Raw genomic sequence first — 14,961 nt, 5'->3', positions numbered from 1 at the left:
GATCAACTTTACTTTTTCTGGATCGCCTGCCGGTAGGCGGTGGGGGTAACGCCCATGCGTTCGCGGAACGCGGTGGCGAAGTTGCCGGCGTTGTTGAAACCGATCAGCAGGGCGATGTCCTGCACGTCGATGTCGGTGTCCTTGAGTAACTCCTCGCCGCGGCGGATGCGTTCCTCGCGGATGAAGCCGAACACGGTCATGCCGGTCTGCTCGCGGAACACCTGCGACAGTTTTTCGCGGTAGGTGCCGACGCTGCGGGCGATTTCCGCCAGTCCCGGCAGCGCCGCCAGGTTGTCGGCGATCAGCCGCTTGACGGCGTTGACCAGCACCGCGTCCGGATCGCTTTCGGCTTCCACCGCCGCCGTCTCGCCGGCCTCGGCCGGTGGCGCCTGCTGGCGCCTGGCCAGATTCAGGTGCACCTGGATGCGCGCCGCCAGTTCGCCCGGCGAAAACGGTTTGGACACATAGTCGACGCCGCCGATCGACAGGCCGAGGATGCGGTCGTCGTCGGCATCGGCGCCGCTGAGGAAAATCACCGGAATATCCTGCGTCACCGGGTTGGCCTTGAGCAGGCGGCAGGCGGTGTAGCCGTCCATATTCGGCATGCGCACGTCCAGCAGGATCAGGTCGGGCCGCTGCGCCAGCGCCAGCTGGTAGCCTTGCAGGCCGTTGAAGGCCACCGACACCTTGTACGGCAGTTCGCTCAGCAAATCCACCAGCATGCGCTGTTCAAACGCGGAGTCGTCCACGATGAGGATCTTGGAACGGATGCTTTCGACGGTGCTCTGCATGGTGGGGCCCCGGAAAATTGGTTGATAAAGTTTTATCACTCCCTGTTGCGTATTATGCCTATCTTTTAAATATTTTTGATAGTTTTCTACGCTTGCAAAACAGTTGTCGCTTCCGCCAAAAGCATGGTTTTTTTAGATCAACAATAATTGGATCGAGTGTTGATATTAAGCAACCGGAGGCGAAATGGCTGGAGTGCGCGCACGGATGGGAGGACTGCTGTTGGCCGCCGCGTTGGCGTGGCCGGCGCTGGCCGCCAATCTGCAGATCTCGCCGGTGATGATCACCTTGCGCGCCGGCCAGGGCGCCAGCGGCATCACGCTGCAGAATCTGGGCGAGGCGGCGGTGTTCGGCCAGGTGCGGGTGTTTCAGTGGGAACAGAAAGACGGCGACGATGTGCTGACGCCGTCGCCGGACGTGGTGGCCAGCCCGCCGATCATCCAGATCGCGCCCAAAAGCAGCCAGATGATCCGGCTGGTGCGGCGCAGCGAGCAGTTGCCGCCCAGCGAACTGACCTATCGCATTCTGATCGACGAGATTCCCAAGGACGACGGCCCGGCCAGCGGCGTCGATATCCGCCTGCGCTACTCGGTGCCGCTGTTTGTGCTGCCGGCCGATGCGCGCGCGGCGCCGGCGCTGGCCTGGAGCGTATTCAAGCGGGACGGCGCCTGGATGTTGCGAGTTCGCAACAGCGGTACCCAGCGCGCGCAGATCGGTGCGCTACAGCTGAGCAATGCCGCCGGCCAGCGGTTCGAGATCGCGGCCGGTCTGTTCGGCTATGTGCTGGCGGGCCGGGTGCGCGAATGGCGCCTGCCCACGGCTGGCGACGCCGATCTGAGCGGGACGTTGGCGGTGCAGGCCAATATCAACGCCCGCCCGAGCAGCGCCACGACCGTGGCCAGGGTGGACTGACCCGGCATGCGGCGCCGGCTGGCCTGGTGGTGCGTGCTGACATGGTGGCTGATGTGCGGCGCGCTGGCGCAGACGCCGCCGGCGCCGCCACCGCAGGATGAAGAGTTATTTCTGGAGGTAAGCTTGAACGGCGAAACAACCGGTCTGATACTGCGTTTTACCCGGGGCCAGAGCACCGGGCTGCGCAGCAGCGTGCAGAATCTGCGCGAACTCGAACTCGATCCCAGGCTGTTTGGCGTCGAGGGCGTGGCGGCGTTCGACCTCGACCGGGTCAAGGGCCTGAGCTACAGCTATGACGCGGCGCGCCAGGCGATCGCGCTGCGCGTCGACGATGCGCTGCGCGCGCCGCTGGCGGTATCGGCGCGCACCGTGCGCCAGCCGGGCGTGGTCAGCGTCACGCCGGGCGCGGTGATCAATTACGACGCCTTCACCCGGCTCGGCAACGAGCGCAGCACCTCGGTGTCGAACGAACTGCGCTACTTCAACCGCCACGGCGTGCTGAGCAGCACCGGCGTGTTCAACTACAGCAGCCAGCGGCGCCAATATATCCGCTTCGATACCGCCTGGGTGCACGCCGATTCGGACACGCTGGCCACCTGGCAGGTCGGCGACCTGATTTCCTCGTCGCTCACGTGGACCCGTTCGCTGCGCATGGGCGGCGTGCAATGGCGCCGCAGCTTCGATCTGCGGCCCGACCTGCTGACCTTCCCGACCGCCTCGCTGGGCGGCTCGGCGGTGGTGCCGAGCGCGGTCAGCCTGTACATCAACGGCGTGCGCCAGATCGACACGACGGTGCCGTCGGGCCCGTTCGTCGTCAACCAGGTGGCCGGCATCAACGGCTCGGGCCAGGCGACGCTGATCACGCGCGACGCCACCGGCCGCGCCATCAGCACCAGCGTGCCGCTGTATGTAGACACGCGCATGCTGGCCGAGGGGCTGGTCGATTATTCGGTCGAGCTGGGCGCGCTGCGGCGGCGCTACACCACCGATTCGTTCGGCTATGCGCGGGCGCCGGTGGCCAGCGGCTCGCTGCGGCGCGGCATCAGCGACCACCTGACGCTGGAGGCGCACGGCGAGGCCGGCAATGGCGTGGTCAATGGCGGCGGTGGCCTGTTGTGGCGGCTGGGGCAGGGCGGCGTGATCAGCGCCTCGCTGGCGGCCAGCGGCGGCCGCGCCCATGGCGCCCAGGCGCGCGGCGGCCAGGCCACGCTGGGCTATCAATATCTGAGCTCGCGCTTCAGCTTCGACTTGCAGACACAGCGCGCGTCGGCCCGTTACAGCGATATGGGCGTGGCCGAGGGGGCGCCGGTGGTCAGCGCCAGCGATCGGCTCAACCTCGGCCTGTCGCTGCCGGGCGGCCAGGGCGTCAGCGTGAGCGTGGTCAGTCAGCGCATGCCGCTGGTGCCGCCGGCGCGCGTGGTCGCGCTCAATTATTCGGCCTCGCTGGGACTGGGCTTATACCTGAGCGTCAGCGCCTTCCGCGACTACCGCGACGAGAAGGTGCGCGGCGTGTTCTTCAGCCTCAGCGGCAGTTTCGGCGACCGCATCTCGGCCAGCGCCAGCCGCAGCCGTCAGGACGGCGCCCGCACCACCACCTACAGCATGGCGCGCTCGGCCGACTACGGCGGCGGCTTCGGCTGGGGCCTGCAATCCTCCACCACCAACGACAGCCCGCAGCGCCAGGCGCAGCTGACCTATCTCGGCAATTACGGTCAGGTCACCGGCTATTTGTTCGAACGCAGTGGCATGCGCAATTCGTCGCTGGACGTGGCCGGCTCGCTGGTGCTGATGGATGGCGGCGTGCACGCGGCGCGCCAGGTCGGCGCCGGCTTCGGTCTGGTGTCGACCGACGGCGTGGCCGGCGTGCCGGTGTTGCAGGAAAACCAGGTCATCGGCCGCACCAGCGGCAGCGGCTACATGCTGGTGCCGAACCTGACGCCGTATCTGCAAAATCAGTTGGGCATCGACATCACGCGGCTGCCGCTCGATGCGCGCATCGCCAGCAGCAGTCAGAGCGTGGTGCCGGCGCGCCTGGCTGGCGTGCTGGTGCGCTTCCCGGTGGAGAAATATGAGGCGGCCAGCGTGATCCTGCAGGACGCCGCCGGCAAGCCGCTGGCGGCCGGCACCGAGGTGCTGCACGTGGAAAGCGGCAACACCACCGTGGTCGGCTTCGACGGTGTGGCCTTCATCGACCACCTGCAGCCGCGCAATCATCTGCGGGCGACGGTGGCGGGGCTGCCGTGCGTGGTCGAATTCAGTTACGCGCCGCAGCCGGGCAACGCCATGGCGACCATGGGACCGATGGTATGCAAGGGAGTGCAATGATGAACCTGCGCCGCTGCCTGCTGTGGATTGGAACGTTGCTGGCGCTGGCCTGCGGCCAGGCGCGCGCCGACAACTGCTCGATCGCGCCGACCGATATCACGTTCCCGACGGTCAGTTCGATCAGCAGCAGCGACGTCTACGCCAACGCCACGTTCACGGTCACCTGCACCTGGGACAATTTCCTCAGCGGACTGGCTTCCCCCAACGTGGCCGTGTGCCTGTATCTGCGCGGCGGCAGCGGCAATACCAGTGCCAATGTCACCCTCCCGCGCCAGCTGGCCAATGGCGCCAAACGGGTCAACTACAACCTCTACACGGACACCAGCTACGCGGCCGCCAAGGTCTGGGGCGGCTGGCTCGGCACGGACACCGCAGCCAATGTCATCACGTTTACGCTGACCAAAAGCGACAATCTGGTCGGTTCGCTGACGAAGGACGTCAAGCTGTACGCCCGCTTGGACGCCGACGCCACGCTGGCGGCGATGGACGTGTCGTCGGGCAATCTGACGTTCAGTTCGGCGTTCGGCGCCGGCAGCGTGTTGATGCGCTACACCTTCTTTTCGATCGGCCTCGTCGATTGTCTGCTGGGCGTCTCGGTGGCGATGCCGTTCACGGTCAGCGCGCCGGTGATCAACGATTGCACCATCAATGTCGGCACGCTGGTGTTTCCCGACGCCTCGCTGTTGAGCAGCGCGGTGCGTAGCACGACCACGCTGACGACCCGCTGTAGCCTGAACACGGCTTATACCGTCACGTTTAGCAGTGGCACCACCGCCGGCAATACCTTGTCAGCGCGAAAGATGAAAGGCGGCCCGTCCAATGAGCTGGTGGCCTATCAGATTTCCAACACGCTGGACGGCGCCAGCCTCGGCGACGGCACCGGCGGCACGGTGGTGCTGAGCGGGACGGGGAATGGCGCCACGCAGGCGCGCACGGTGTATGGCCTGGTGCCGCCGCAGCTGACGCCGTCGCCGGGGGATTACAAGGATTCGGTGATCGCGACGGTGACGTTCTGACGGCCGTCGAGGAGGACTTAGAAGGTGATGGTCCACTCGCCGCTGGCGGCGCGTTGGCGGAGGGCGCCCGCTTGCGCGTCGCGGCTGCCGACGGTGGCGGCCTGGTCGGCGTTGCGGGTCATCTGGTAAGGGGTGTTGAGCTGGCAGGCGACCGCCGGCGCGGCTTGGTCGGCCGGCTTGGCGGCATCGGCCGTGGTGCGCACGGTGCAGGATTCTTTGACTTCAAACGTCACCTGCATCGAGGCGGACGCGGTCTTGCCGGCGGCGCTGACCATCAGGGGCAGGCTGAGCAAAACCAGAGTACATGTTTGGGTAAAAGTTTTCATCTTCACACGTTGTTGAGGTGCGTGGCCTTCGGGCGGGTGGCTACGTTATCCGGGTAGCCAACCAATTCAAGAGGTCGATCTACAGGAAGAATTTTACCCTGAAGAAACACTCTCTCGAATGTTCACATTTTACCCGCAAATTTCCATGTGGAAATTATGTGATTTTTGGAGAGTTTTCGATGTGGTTTTTTAGCCTAAGGTGGAGGTAAAAAAAACGGTGGAAAACCGGGTTTTTCATAGAGAGAAGTAGTCAATATTCTGGGTAGAAAAGGAGACCGGATTGAAGTCTGAATATACACACATTGTCACAGCGGTGCCGTCATTTAAAAAAGTCACACTTTCTTGCGTCCAACATGCAAGCCACCAGTCTGAAGCCGTCGCGATCTGACGAGTTTTGTTCATAAACTGACAGAGAGGAATAGCAACATGAAACATACTGACTTTGGAAGCATGCCTTGCCCGATCGCCCGCAGCCTCGGCAAGGTGGGTGAATGGTGGAGTATCCTGATCCTGCGCGACGCCTTCTACGGGCTGACCCGCTTTGACGAATTCGAGAAGAGCCTGAAGATCGCCCCCAATATGCTGACCCGGCGCCTGGCCGGGCTGGTCGAGGGCGGCCTGATGGAGCGTCGCCAGTACAGCACCCGTCCGCCGCGCTACGAGTACGTGCTGACCAAGGCCGGTCGCGATTTCAAGCCGGTGCTGCTGGCCTTCGTCGCCTGGGGCAATGACCATCTGGCGCCGGAAGGGGCTAGCCTGCTGGTGGTGAGCCGCGAAACCGGCAAGCCGGCCGACCAGGTGCTGGTGGACGCCAACAGCGGCCTGGCCATCAACGACGAGGACTATATGTTCGCGCCCGGCCCGGCGGCCACCGATGTCATGCGTTCGCGCCTGATCCAGATCAACCAGCCGGCACGCGCCTAGCCACGTGGTTCCGGCGCCAGCCGGAACCCATGCCGGGTTGGCTCAGACAGCGCCGGTTTTTGCCGATGGGTATGGTGCGGCCCGGCGCGCCGCTTCTCCCTGGAATGAAAAATCATCACACAGGGAGGATCTATGAACCGGCGCCCGGTCGCTGGCCAAGGGCGACCAGCAAATCCTGGCCGATCTGGCCGAGGCCAACATCGCCGAAGTCGCCACCGTCCAGATCGCGCTGCAAAAAGCGCAGTCGGCCGCGGTGAAGCAATTCGCGCAGCAAATGGTTGATGACCACACCGAGGGCCTGCAGGCGGTGCAAAAGGTGGCGCAGGCGAAAAACGTCACGCTGCCCAGCGCCCCAACGCCAGGCACCAGCAGGCCGCCGCCCGCCTGAACAGCCTGTCCGGCGCCGCCTTCGACCGGGCCTACATGGACAGTGCCGACGTCAAGGATCACAAGCAAGCCCACGCCAAGGTGCGCGCCGCCCGGCAAAAGGCCCGGGACGCCGACGTCAAGGCGCTGGCGGCCACCTTGCAGCCGGTGATCGACCGCCATTGGCAAGCCGCGCAAGATTTAGCATCTGGCAAGCCATAGCGGCGCCGTGATGATGTCACTTCCGCCAAGGTAGTTTCTGTGTCGCACTAAAAGTGCTGAAATATCAAGTACTTAACAGGGGGCGGGAAGAGGGGCTGCAAACTGTGGAATAATGCGGTAGTGGCGCAACGGGGCGCTATGGCAACACAGTAGAGGAAAGTCAATTTGGTGGACATGTTTGCGCTCGACGACGAGCTGGCGCGGTGGGAAGTGGTATTGCCTGAAGCGCAAGGTTCGGAGCGATCGAAGTTGCTGCTCACGCTCGCCTGGCATTTGCGCCAGCGTGATCCCGCACGCGCGCAGCAATTGTCGTCCGAACTGGCGCCGCTGCTGTCGCAGTTGCCGCCGGACGCCGGCATGGTGCAGCGCGCGCGCCTGCACCTGATTTCCGCCGAGCCGGCCTGGCTGCGCGGCGAACTCGACACCGCCCACTACCACGCCCAGCAGGCGCTGCTGTTGTGCGAGCAGGCGGCCGATACGCTGCCGGCGTCCGCCGCCGCCTGCCGCGCCGACGCTTGCTGGATCATGGCCTGGGTCTGCAACGACCGCGGTGCCAGCGCCGACGGCGACGCCTGGTTGCGCCAGGCCGCCGCCGCCGCCCGCGTGGCGGCCGATCCGGTGCGCACCGACATCATCGACGCCGCCTCCGGCATTTGCGACGCCTTCGGCGACGGCCGCGCGGCGCAGCAGCGCTGGCGCGACCGCTTCAGCGACGATCTCGACAGTCTGCCGCCGATCGCCGCCGGCTGGGTCAGCGACTTCTTCGGCACCTGCGCCTTCCTGCGCAGCGAGTACGGGCGCGCCATCGGTCACCTGATGCGCAGTTTTGAAACCGCGCTGGCCACCGGCCAGATCCGCCGCGCCATCATCGTCGCCACCAATATCGGCAATGGCTTCACCAGCCTGAACGCGCACGAGGCGGCGCTGGACTGGATGCAGCGCGGCCTCGACCTGGCGCGTTTGACCGGCTGGCCGCTGAGCATCGGCATGTGCCTGATGCAGACCGCCGAAACGCTGCGACAGTTGGGCCAGCGCGAGGCGGCGCAAAGCCTGCTGCGCGAGGCGCTGACCACGCTGGCGCCGCTGTCCGGTGCGCGCGCCTACGCGGTGGCGCTGGAATACCAGGGCGACCTGGCGCTCGATCTGGGCAACCATGCGGCGGCGCTGGACAGCTTCACGCGCCTGGCCGCGCGCGGCGACGCGCTGCGCCAGAACGATTTCCAGAGCAGCGCGCGGCGCGGCCAGGCGCACGCGCTGTCGCACCTGGGGCGCGCCGAGGAGGCGCAGGCGGCGGCGCAGGCGGCGCTGGCGCTGGCGCGCGCGCATGGCGACGCCTCGGGCCAGATCGCCGCGCTGCATGTGCTGGCCGATATCCACAGCCGTCACGACCTGCCGGGCCCGGCGCCGATGACGGCGCCCAACGCGGTGCTGCACTATCTGCAGCTGGCGCTGGAAATCGCCGCCACCATCGACGGCTACACCGTGCCGGGCCCGCTGCTGGACGCGGCGGCGCGCGAGTATGCGGCCTGCGGCGATTACCAGCGCGCCTACACCATCGCGTTGCGCGCCAACGTCGCGCGCGACCAGACCCACAGCCGGGAAGCGACCAACCGCGCCATCGCCATGCAGGTGCAATACCAGACCGAGCGCGCGCAGACCGAGGGCGAGCATCATCGCCAGCTGGCGGCGGCCGAGGCGCAGCGCGCCGAGGTGCTGCAGCAGACCAGCGCCACGCTGGAACATCTGAGCGCCATCGGCCAGGAGATCACCGCGCACCTGGACGCGGCGGCGGTGTTCCGCGTGCTGGACCGCCACGTGCAAGGCCTGCTCGATGCGACCCACTTCGCGATTTTCCTGCTGCAGCCGGACGGCGCATCGCTGGTGTGCGAGTTCGGCGTCGAGGCGGGCAAGCCGCTGCCGCCGGTGCGCATCGCCGCCGCCGATCCGCATGCCTACACCGCGCGCTGCCTGCGCGAGCGGCGCGAGCTGCTGCTGGAGCTGGACGACGATGGCGCGACGGCGAATCTGATTCCGGGCACGCTGCCGACCCTGAGCCTGTTGTTCGCGCCACTGCGCGTCGGCGAGCGCGTGCTGGGTGTGATGACGGTGCAGTCGCTGCTGACGCATTCGTATGGCGAGCGCGAACGGCTGATCTTCCGCACGCTGTGCGCCTATGGCGCCATCGCGCTGGACAACGCCAGCGCCTACCGCCAGGTGGCTGCCACCCAGGAGCAGCTGCTGGAGAAGAATGTGGAACTGGAGCAGGCCTACAAGGCGCTGGAAGAAGTCAGCCTGACCGACCAGCTGACCGGCCTGCGCAACCGCCGCTTCTTCCTGCAGAACGTCGACGCCGATGTGGCCATGAGCCTGCGCGGCTACGAGACCGTCTTGCATCGCGAGCTGAACGAATGCGACCTGCAGGCCGCGAACGACCTGGTGTTCTTCATGGTCGACCTGGACCACTTCAAGGAGGTCAACGACCGCTATGGCCACGCGGCAGGTGATTCGATCCTGGTGCAGATGCAGGAGCGCCTGCGCGAAGTGTTCCGCGAGTCGGACTATGTGATCCGCTGGGGCGGCGAGGAATTCCTGGTGCTGGCGCGCGCCACGCATCGCGACGAGGCGCCGGGGGTGGCCGAGCGCATGCGCCGCGCGGTGGCCGAACGCGATTTCGTCTTGCCGGACGGCGTGCGCCTGACGAAGACCTGTTCGATCGGCTTCGCCTGCTTCCCGTTCCTGCCGGAGCAGCCTCGTTTGCTGTCATGGTCGCAGGTGGTGGAGCTGGCCGACCAGGGCCTGTACATCGCCAAGCGCTCCGGCCGCAATGGCTGGGCGGCGCTGTACAGCACCGCCCAGACGCGCGCCGAAGGCGTGTTCGCGCGCCTGATGCGGCAGCTGGAACAAGCGGCGGCCGATGGCGAGGTGCGGCTGGTGTCCAATCTGACCGGACCGCTGGTGCTGGGCGGCGAGCGGCGCCGCATCGGCTTGTCGAGTGATCTTGAGTTGAACTGACGATGGAAAAACAACGCTGCGGCTGGGCCAATCCGGCCAATCCCCTGTACCTCGAATATCACGATACCGAGTGGGGCGTGCCTTGCCACGACGAGCGCCGTCTGTTCGAGATGCTCAATCTTGAGGGCGCGCAGGCTGGCCTGAGCTGGGAGACCATCCTCAATAAGCGCGAGAATTATCGCCAGGCTTTCGACCAGTGGGACGCGACCAGGATCGCGGCGTATGGACCGGAGAAGGTGGCCGGGTTGCTGGCCAATCCTGGCATCGTGCGCAACCGGTTGAAGGTGGCGGCGGCGATCACCAATGCGCAGGCGTATCTGCGATTGCTGGAGAGCGGCGGCAGTCTGGATCAGCTGTTGTGGTCTTATGTGGACGGCAAACCGCTGGTGAGCCAGCAGGGGATTTATCCGGCCAAGACCGCGCTGTCTGACCGGCTGTCCAAGGATCTGAGCAAACTGGGGTTCAAGTTTGTCGGCTCGACGATTGTGTATGCCTACATGCAGGGCATCGGCATGGTGAATGATCACGCGCCGGATTGCTTCTGCAGAAAGGCCCGCAAGTGACAACGCGGGTGGTGTTCGACACCGCGTTCAGTGAGCGGCGGTTTGCGGCGGAGCGCGCGCGCGGCGGGCGTTTGCACTACATCGCGGCGGCGGCGCTTGTGTCACCCGTGCCACCCGTGCCACCCGCGCCGCCGCCATTGCAGGCGGTGTGGCCGCTCAATGTGCCTGGCTTTCACCGTGTGATCGTCGATGATGACGTGACGCTGGACCTGTTGGTCGGCGCGCTCGACGCGGTGCTGCCGGAAGTGGACGCGCGCGTCGATGCTTTCCATCTGCATGCCGCCGTCACGCCGCCGATGGTGCCCGCGCTGGCCCGCCTTGCGGCGCAAGGCGCGGTGCTGCACGCCCGCGCGCCCGACGAGGCGTTGGTGTGGGCGCTGACGGCGGCGGGCTTCGCCTGCCGCATCGCCGGCGAGCAGGACATCGTGGCGGAGTATCGTGGCCGCAAGCCGCGTGCCGCCGAGCCTTCGCCACCGCCGATGATGAAGCGCGCGGTGGTGATCGGCGCCGGCGTCGCCGGCTCGGCCGCCGCGCACCGCCTGTGCGCGCGCGGCTGGCAGGTGACGCTGATCGAACGCCATGGGCGGCCGGCGCAGGAGGCGTCGGGCAACCAGGCCGGCATCTTCATGCCGCTGCTGTCCCGCGACGACAATATCCCCACGCGCCTGAGCCGCGCCGCCTTCCTGTTCGCGCTGCGCGAATGGCGGCGCATGGGCGGCGCCGGCAAAGTGTTCGACGGCGCCGACTGCGGCGTGCTGCAACTGGCGCGCGACGCGAAGCACGCCAGGGTGCAACGGGACGTGCTGGCGCATTGGAACTACCCGCAACAATACGCCCGCTGGGCCGATGCCGATGAAGCCGGCGCCCTGATCGGCGCCGCCACGCCGCACGGCGGCTGGCTGTTCGAACAAGGCGGCTGGGCGCGTCCCGCCTCGCTGTGCGAGGCGATGCTGGACGCCTGCGGCGAGCGTCTGCAACGGCGCTTCCACACCGAGGCGCTGACACTGAAGCGCGTCGCTGACGAATGGCAGGTAGGTGACGGTGACGGCGCGCTGATCGTCCAGGCGCCGACCGTGATCCTCGCCTGCGGCGCCAGTGCCGGCCAGCTCGAACAGCTTGCCGAGCTGCCGCTGTCCAAACTGCGCGGCCAGGTCACGCACCTGCCGGTCGACTCGGCCGTGCCGCCGCCCGTGCTGCCGCTGGCGGTGTGCCGCGAAGCGTATGTGACGCCGCCGTCGGGCGGCATCGTCTGCGCCGGCGCCACTTACGACAACGACGGCGATCCGGCGCTGCGCGCCAGCAGCCAGCTGGAAAATCTCACGCGCCTGGCCGAGATCATTCCCAGCGAGGCGGTGGCCGCGCTGGCGCACAGCGCGCCGCTGGCGGGCCGCGTCGGCTTCCGCTGCGCCGCGCCGGACCGCCTGCCGCTGGTCGGCGCCGTGCCCGACTACCAGCGCGCCGGCCGCTTGGAATTCTTGTCCGACGTGCCGCGCCACGAGGGCCTGCATTGCCTGCTGGGTTACGCCTCGCGGGGGCTGATCTGGGCGCCGCTGATGGCGGAGCTGCTGGTGTCCCGGCTGGAGCACACGGCACCGCCGCTGGAAGCCACGCTGGCCGACGCCCTCGACCCCGGCCGCTTCCTGCTCAAGCAGCGCCGCCGCCAGCAGTAGGTCGGCTATAATCACGGCTCTGAACACCGCCGTCCATGGAGACACCAGCAAATGGATGAACAAGAAGCGCAGCCGCAAGAAGGCTCACCGGAGCTGTTCATGTTCCTCGCATCCACCGTGCATGACATGAAAAATTCGATCAGCGTCCTCAGTGGCACGCTGGAGAACCTGCTGTCCGCTCCCGCCTCCAGCGCCGCCCCGGAATACGGGCAGATGGCGCAGATGCTGTACCAGACCAAGCGCCTCAACGACAATCTGATCCAGCTGCTGGCGTTGTACAAGGATGTCGGCAAGCCGGGCTACCCGTTCGACCCGGCGCCGCGCAGCATCGGCGATCTGGTGGAAATGGTGTCCGGCCAGGCGCGCGTGCTGCTGCAATCGCGCGGCGTCGCGCTGGAAACCGATTATCCGCAGGACGCCATCTGGACCCTGGACGAAGACCTGGTGATCGGTGTGCTGGTCCACGCCATTAACAACGCGGTGCGCTACACGCGCGACCGCATCCGCCTGGCGATCGCCATCGACGGCGACTATCTGGAACTGCGCGTCGAAGACAATGGCAGCGGCTTCCCGGAGGCGATGCTGGACAGCGGCGCCAGTCCGAAAGCGGCCATCAACTTCCTCAACAACAGCAGCGGCCTTGGGCTCTACTTCTCCAGCGAAGTGGCGAAGATGCACCGGCACCGCCAGCGCGGCGGCAGCATCGCGCTGGCCAATGGCGGCACGCTGGGCGGCGGCTGCTTCGTGCTGCGCCTGCCGTAACGGGACGCGTCATGAGTTACATCCATCCCGCCGAGGGCGGCGTTGACTGGGCCGAGAAGCGCTACCTGATCATTGACGATTTCGTCGGCATCCGGCAGCTGTTGCGGGAGTCGCTGCGCAATCTCGGCGCCAAGCATATCGACCAGGCGTCGAGCGGCGGCGAGGCCATGGTGCTGCTGTCGAAAACCCGCTACGACGTGGTACTGTGCGATTACAACCTGGGCGACGGCAAGAACGGCCAGCAGGTGCTGGAGGAAGCGCGCATCCGCAACCTGATGCTGCCGTCCAGCGTGTGGCTGATGGTCTCCGCCGAAAAGAGCGTGGAGTCGGTGATGGGCGCGGCGGAGCATCAGCCGGACGCCTATATCATCAAGCCGATCACCGAGGGCGTGCTGCTGACGCGCCTCAACCGCGTTTGGCTCAAGAAGCAGGTGTTCAGCGAAATCGACCAGGCCTTTGCGGACAAGGACTACCTGCGCGCGGCCAGGCTGTGCGAGGAGCAGGTGCCGCACAATCCGCTGCACGCCATCGACCTGCTGCGCATGAAGGCCACGCTGTTGCTCAAGGCCGGCGAAGTGGAACAGGCGGGCGCCGTCTACCGGCAGGTGCTGCAGGAGCGCGAGTATAACTGGGCGCGCTGCGGCCTGGGTAAAATTCTGCTGGCGAACGGCGACCTGGAAGAGGCGCGCGTGATGTTCCAGTCGGTGATCACCGACAACCGCTTCTATATCGACGCCTTCGACCAGCTGGCGCACTCGTTCCAGCGGCAAGGGAAGACCGAGGAGGCCTTCGATGTGCTGCAGAAGGCCGCCAAGCTGTCGCCCAATTCGGTGCCGCGCCAGCGCGCGCTGGGCCAGACGGCGCTCAAGCTGGAGAATATCCCGGTGGCGGAGAAGGCCTTCCGCAAGTGCATCGAGATCGGCGAATTCTCGGTGCGTAAAACGGTGGACGCCTATCTGGGGCTGGCGCGCGTGTGCGGCCAGAAGAACGACACCAAGGAGGCGATCCGCCTGCTCAACGCGGCGGTCCACCAGTTCGGCGGCGATCAGGTGACCTTGCGCGCCAAGATCACCGAGGGCCTGGTGTATCACGAGAGCGGCGATTTCCGCCGCGCGCGCAAGGCGGGCGACGAGCTGGAAGCCATGCTGGCCGACGAATCGCGCCAGCGTCCGGACACGGACACCTGTCTGGATATGGCGACGCTGCTGTTCGCGGTGGGCGTCAAGGAAGCGCCGATCAACCTGCTGTGCTACGTCACCCGCAACAACCATGACAACGTGGCGCTGCTGGACGACGTGCAGAAGATCTTCGACAAGGCGCGCATGAGCGACGAGGGCGTGGAGCTGATCAAGAGCGCGCGCATGGAAGCGGCGGAGTTGATGAATCGCGGCGTGCTGCTGTGGAAGACCGGCAAGCTCACCGAGGCGATCGAGTGGATGCGCAACGCCCGCCACGCGCTGCCGCATAATATGCGCATACTGTTCAACTCCGCACAGATCCTGGTGTCGTACCTGCAGCAGAATGGTTATGACCGCGAGGTCGCCGATGAAGCCATCGGCGTGTTGATGCATGTCGACGCCATCGCGCCGGGGCAGCAGCGCTTTGCGCAACTGATGGAGCAGCTGGCGATGCTGGCGCCGGTGTCCGGCGTGGTGGCCGCCGCCGCCGCCAGCGAGTACGAGGCGGCCAACGGACCGGTGCCGGAGAGCACCCGCTTTACGAGTCAATGAACTGACGGCGCCACGCAACAACGCGCTTGTTTCAGCCACTTCAAATGATTACACTGAATGACGGCGCAGCCCTGTCTGCGCTTGATTCGCTGTCAATATTGAGAGCAAATTAAAGGGCACAAAAAATATGCGTGATATCGCAAAAGAAGTCTATACCAAAATGAAAGTGGGCAGCGTGGCGTGGATACGCCCTATCGCCGCCAAGGGAGATACGCTGGACAGTTTTCAGTCCGCCCACGACAGCGCCAAGCTGCTGGAAGAAGAGGGCCTGATCGACATCGAGAAAGTGCAGCGTCAGGCCGATGGCCTGATTGACGCCATCCGCATCCAGCGGCTGGCGTAGT

At 66.1% G+C, this 14,961-nt stretch carries 12 protein-coding genes and 1 pseudogene; 11 read left to right on the top strand and 2 right to left on the bottom strand.

Annotation, left to right across the window (positions count from 1 at the left end; all coding sequences use genetic code 11):
- Nucleotides 1-8: 8 nt before the first annotated feature.
- Complete coding sequence (locus tag GTP44_RS12705; protein ID WP_160991358.1) at nt 9-791, bottom strand: response regulator transcription factor; 783 nt, start codon at nt 789-791, stop codon at nt 9-11.
- A gap of 184 nt (nt 792-975) precedes the next feature.
- On the opposite strand from GTP44_RS12705, the gene GTP44_RS12700 reads away from it, so the two are divergent.
- From GTP44_RS12700 to GTP44_RS12690, 3 genes are read left to right on the top strand one after another with little or no spacing between them, the layout of a single operon-like run.
- A complete protein-coding gene (locus GTP44_RS12700; protein WP_161019727.1) occupies nt 976-1,701 on the top strand; it encodes a fimbrial biogenesis chaperone in 726 nt (241 codons plus the stop codon).
- A 6-nt stretch (nt 1,702-1,707) separates the two neighbouring features.
- Entirely contained in the window at nt 1,708-4,026 is a 2,319-nt protein-coding gene (locus GTP44_RS12695) for a fimbria/pilus outer membrane usher protein (RefSeq protein WP_161019726.1), read from the top strand.
- Complete coding sequence (locus tag GTP44_RS12690; protein ID WP_161019725.1) at nt 4,023-5,042, top strand: Csu type fimbrial protein; 1,020 nt, start codon at nt 4,023-4,025, stop codon at nt 5,040-5,042. The genes GTP44_RS12695 and GTP44_RS12690 overlap by 4 nt, the downstream gene beginning before the upstream one ends.
- A gap of 17 nt (nt 5,043-5,059) precedes the next feature.
- Here the strand turns inward: GTP44_RS12690 and GTP44_RS12685 are convergent, their stop codons facing one another.
- Nucleotides 5,060-5,335, bottom strand: coding sequence for a hypothetical protein (locus GTP44_RS12685; protein ID WP_161019724.1), 276 nt, complete (start codon nt 5,333-5,335; stop codon nt 5,060-5,062).
- A 459-nt stretch (nt 5,336-5,794) separates the two neighbouring features.
- On the opposite strand from GTP44_RS12685, the gene GTP44_RS12680 reads away from it, so the two are divergent.
- The 8 genes and pseudogenes from GTP44_RS12680 to GTP44_RS12640 all read left to right on the top strand — a co-directional run bounded on the left by GTP44_RS12680 (nt 5,795) and on the right by GTP44_RS12640 (nt 14,960).
- Complete coding sequence (locus GTP44_RS12680) at nt 5,795-6,292, top strand: winged helix-turn-helix transcriptional regulator (protein ID WP_090190197.1); 498 nt, start codon at nt 5,795-5,797, stop codon at nt 6,290-6,292.
- Between the two features lie 151 nt (nt 6,293-6,443).
- Nucleotides 6,444-6,880, top strand: a pseudogene (locus GTP44_RS28485) (DUF4142 domain-containing protein).
- A gap of 174 nt (nt 6,881-7,054) precedes the next feature.
- Complete coding sequence (locus tag GTP44_RS12665; protein ID WP_161019772.1) at nt 7,055-9,892, top strand: sensor domain-containing diguanylate cyclase; 2,838 nt, start codon at nt 7,055-7,057, stop codon at nt 9,890-9,892.
- Between the two features lie 2 nt (nt 9,893-9,894).
- Entirely contained in the window at nt 9,895-10,455 is a 561-nt protein-coding gene (locus GTP44_RS12660) for a DNA-3-methyladenine glycosylase I (RefSeq protein WP_161019723.1), read from the top strand.
- A complete protein-coding gene (mnmC1, locus tag GTP44_RS12655; RefSeq protein ID WP_229256896.1) occupies nt 10,428-12,125 on the top strand; it encodes an FAD-dependent 5-carboxymethylaminomethyl-2-thiouridine(34) oxidoreductase MnmC1 in 1,698 nt (565 codons plus the stop codon). The genes GTP44_RS12660 and mnmC1 overlap by 28 nt, the downstream gene beginning before the upstream one ends.
- 51 nt (nt 12,126-12,176) lie before the next feature.
- Complete coding sequence (locus GTP44_RS12650; protein WP_161019722.1) at nt 12,177-12,887, top strand: sensor histidine kinase; 711 nt, start codon at nt 12,177-12,179, stop codon at nt 12,885-12,887.
- 11 nt (nt 12,888-12,898) lie between these two features.
- Nucleotides 12,899-14,617, top strand: a complete 1,719-nt coding sequence (locus GTP44_RS12645; RefSeq protein WP_161019721.1) for a tetratricopeptide repeat-containing response regulator — start codon at nt 12,899-12,901, stop codon at nt 14,615-14,617.
- A gap of 127 nt (nt 14,618-14,744) precedes the next feature.
- A complete protein-coding gene (locus GTP44_RS12640) occupies nt 14,745-14,960 on the top strand; it encodes a hypothetical protein (protein WP_160991363.1) in 216 nt (71 codons plus the stop codon).
- The last annotated feature ends 1 nt before the right edge of the window (nt 14,961 follow it).

The organism is Duganella lactea (genome assembly GCF_009857505.1).
GTDB classification, from domain to species: domain Bacteria; phylum Pseudomonadota; class Gammaproteobacteria; order Burkholderiales; family Burkholderiaceae_D; genus Rugamonas; species Rugamonas lactea.
The sequence above is the reverse complement of the archived record's forward strand: the minus strand, read 5'-3'. Positions and strand labels throughout refer to the sequence as shown.

Excerpts from the sequence above, each read along its gene's own strand:
- GTP44_RS12705 (WP_160991358.1), bottom strand. The coding sequence starts at position 791 with ATGCAGAGCACCGTCGAAAGCATCCGTTCCAAGATCCTCATCGTGGAC.
- GTP44_RS12700 (WP_161019727.1), top strand. The coding sequence starts at position 976 with ATGGCTGGAGTGCGCGCACGGATGGGAGGACTGCTGTTGGCCGCCGCG.
- GTP44_RS12695 (WP_161019726.1), top strand. The coding sequence starts at position 1,708 with ATGCGGCGCCGGCTGGCCTGGTGGTGCGTGCTGACATGGTGGCTGATG.
- GTP44_RS12690 (WP_161019725.1), top strand. The coding sequence starts at position 4,023 with ATGATGAACCTGCGCCGCTGCCTGCTGTGGATTGGAACGTTGCTGGCG.
- GTP44_RS12680 (WP_090190197.1), top strand. The coding sequence starts at position 5,795 with ATGAAACATACTGACTTTGGAAGCATGCCTTGCCCGATCGCCCGCAGC.
- GTP44_RS12665 (WP_161019772.1), top strand. The coding sequence starts at position 7,055 with ATGTTTGCGCTCGACGACGAGCTGGCGCGGTGGGAAGTGGTATTGCCT.
- GTP44_RS12660 (WP_161019723.1), top strand. The coding sequence starts at position 9,895 with ATGGAAAAACAACGCTGCGGCTGGGCCAATCCGGCCAATCCCCTGTAC.
- GTP44_RS12650 (WP_161019722.1), top strand. The coding sequence starts at position 12,177 with ATGGATGAACAAGAAGCGCAGCCGCAAGAAGGCTCACCGGAGCTGTTC.
- GTP44_RS12645 (WP_161019721.1), top strand. The coding sequence starts at position 12,899 with ATGAGTTACATCCATCCCGCCGAGGGCGGCGTTGACTGGGCCGAGAAG.
- GTP44_RS12640 (WP_160991363.1), top strand. The coding sequence starts at position 14,745 with ATGCGTGATATCGCAAAAGAAGTCTATACCAAAATGAAAGTGGGCAGC.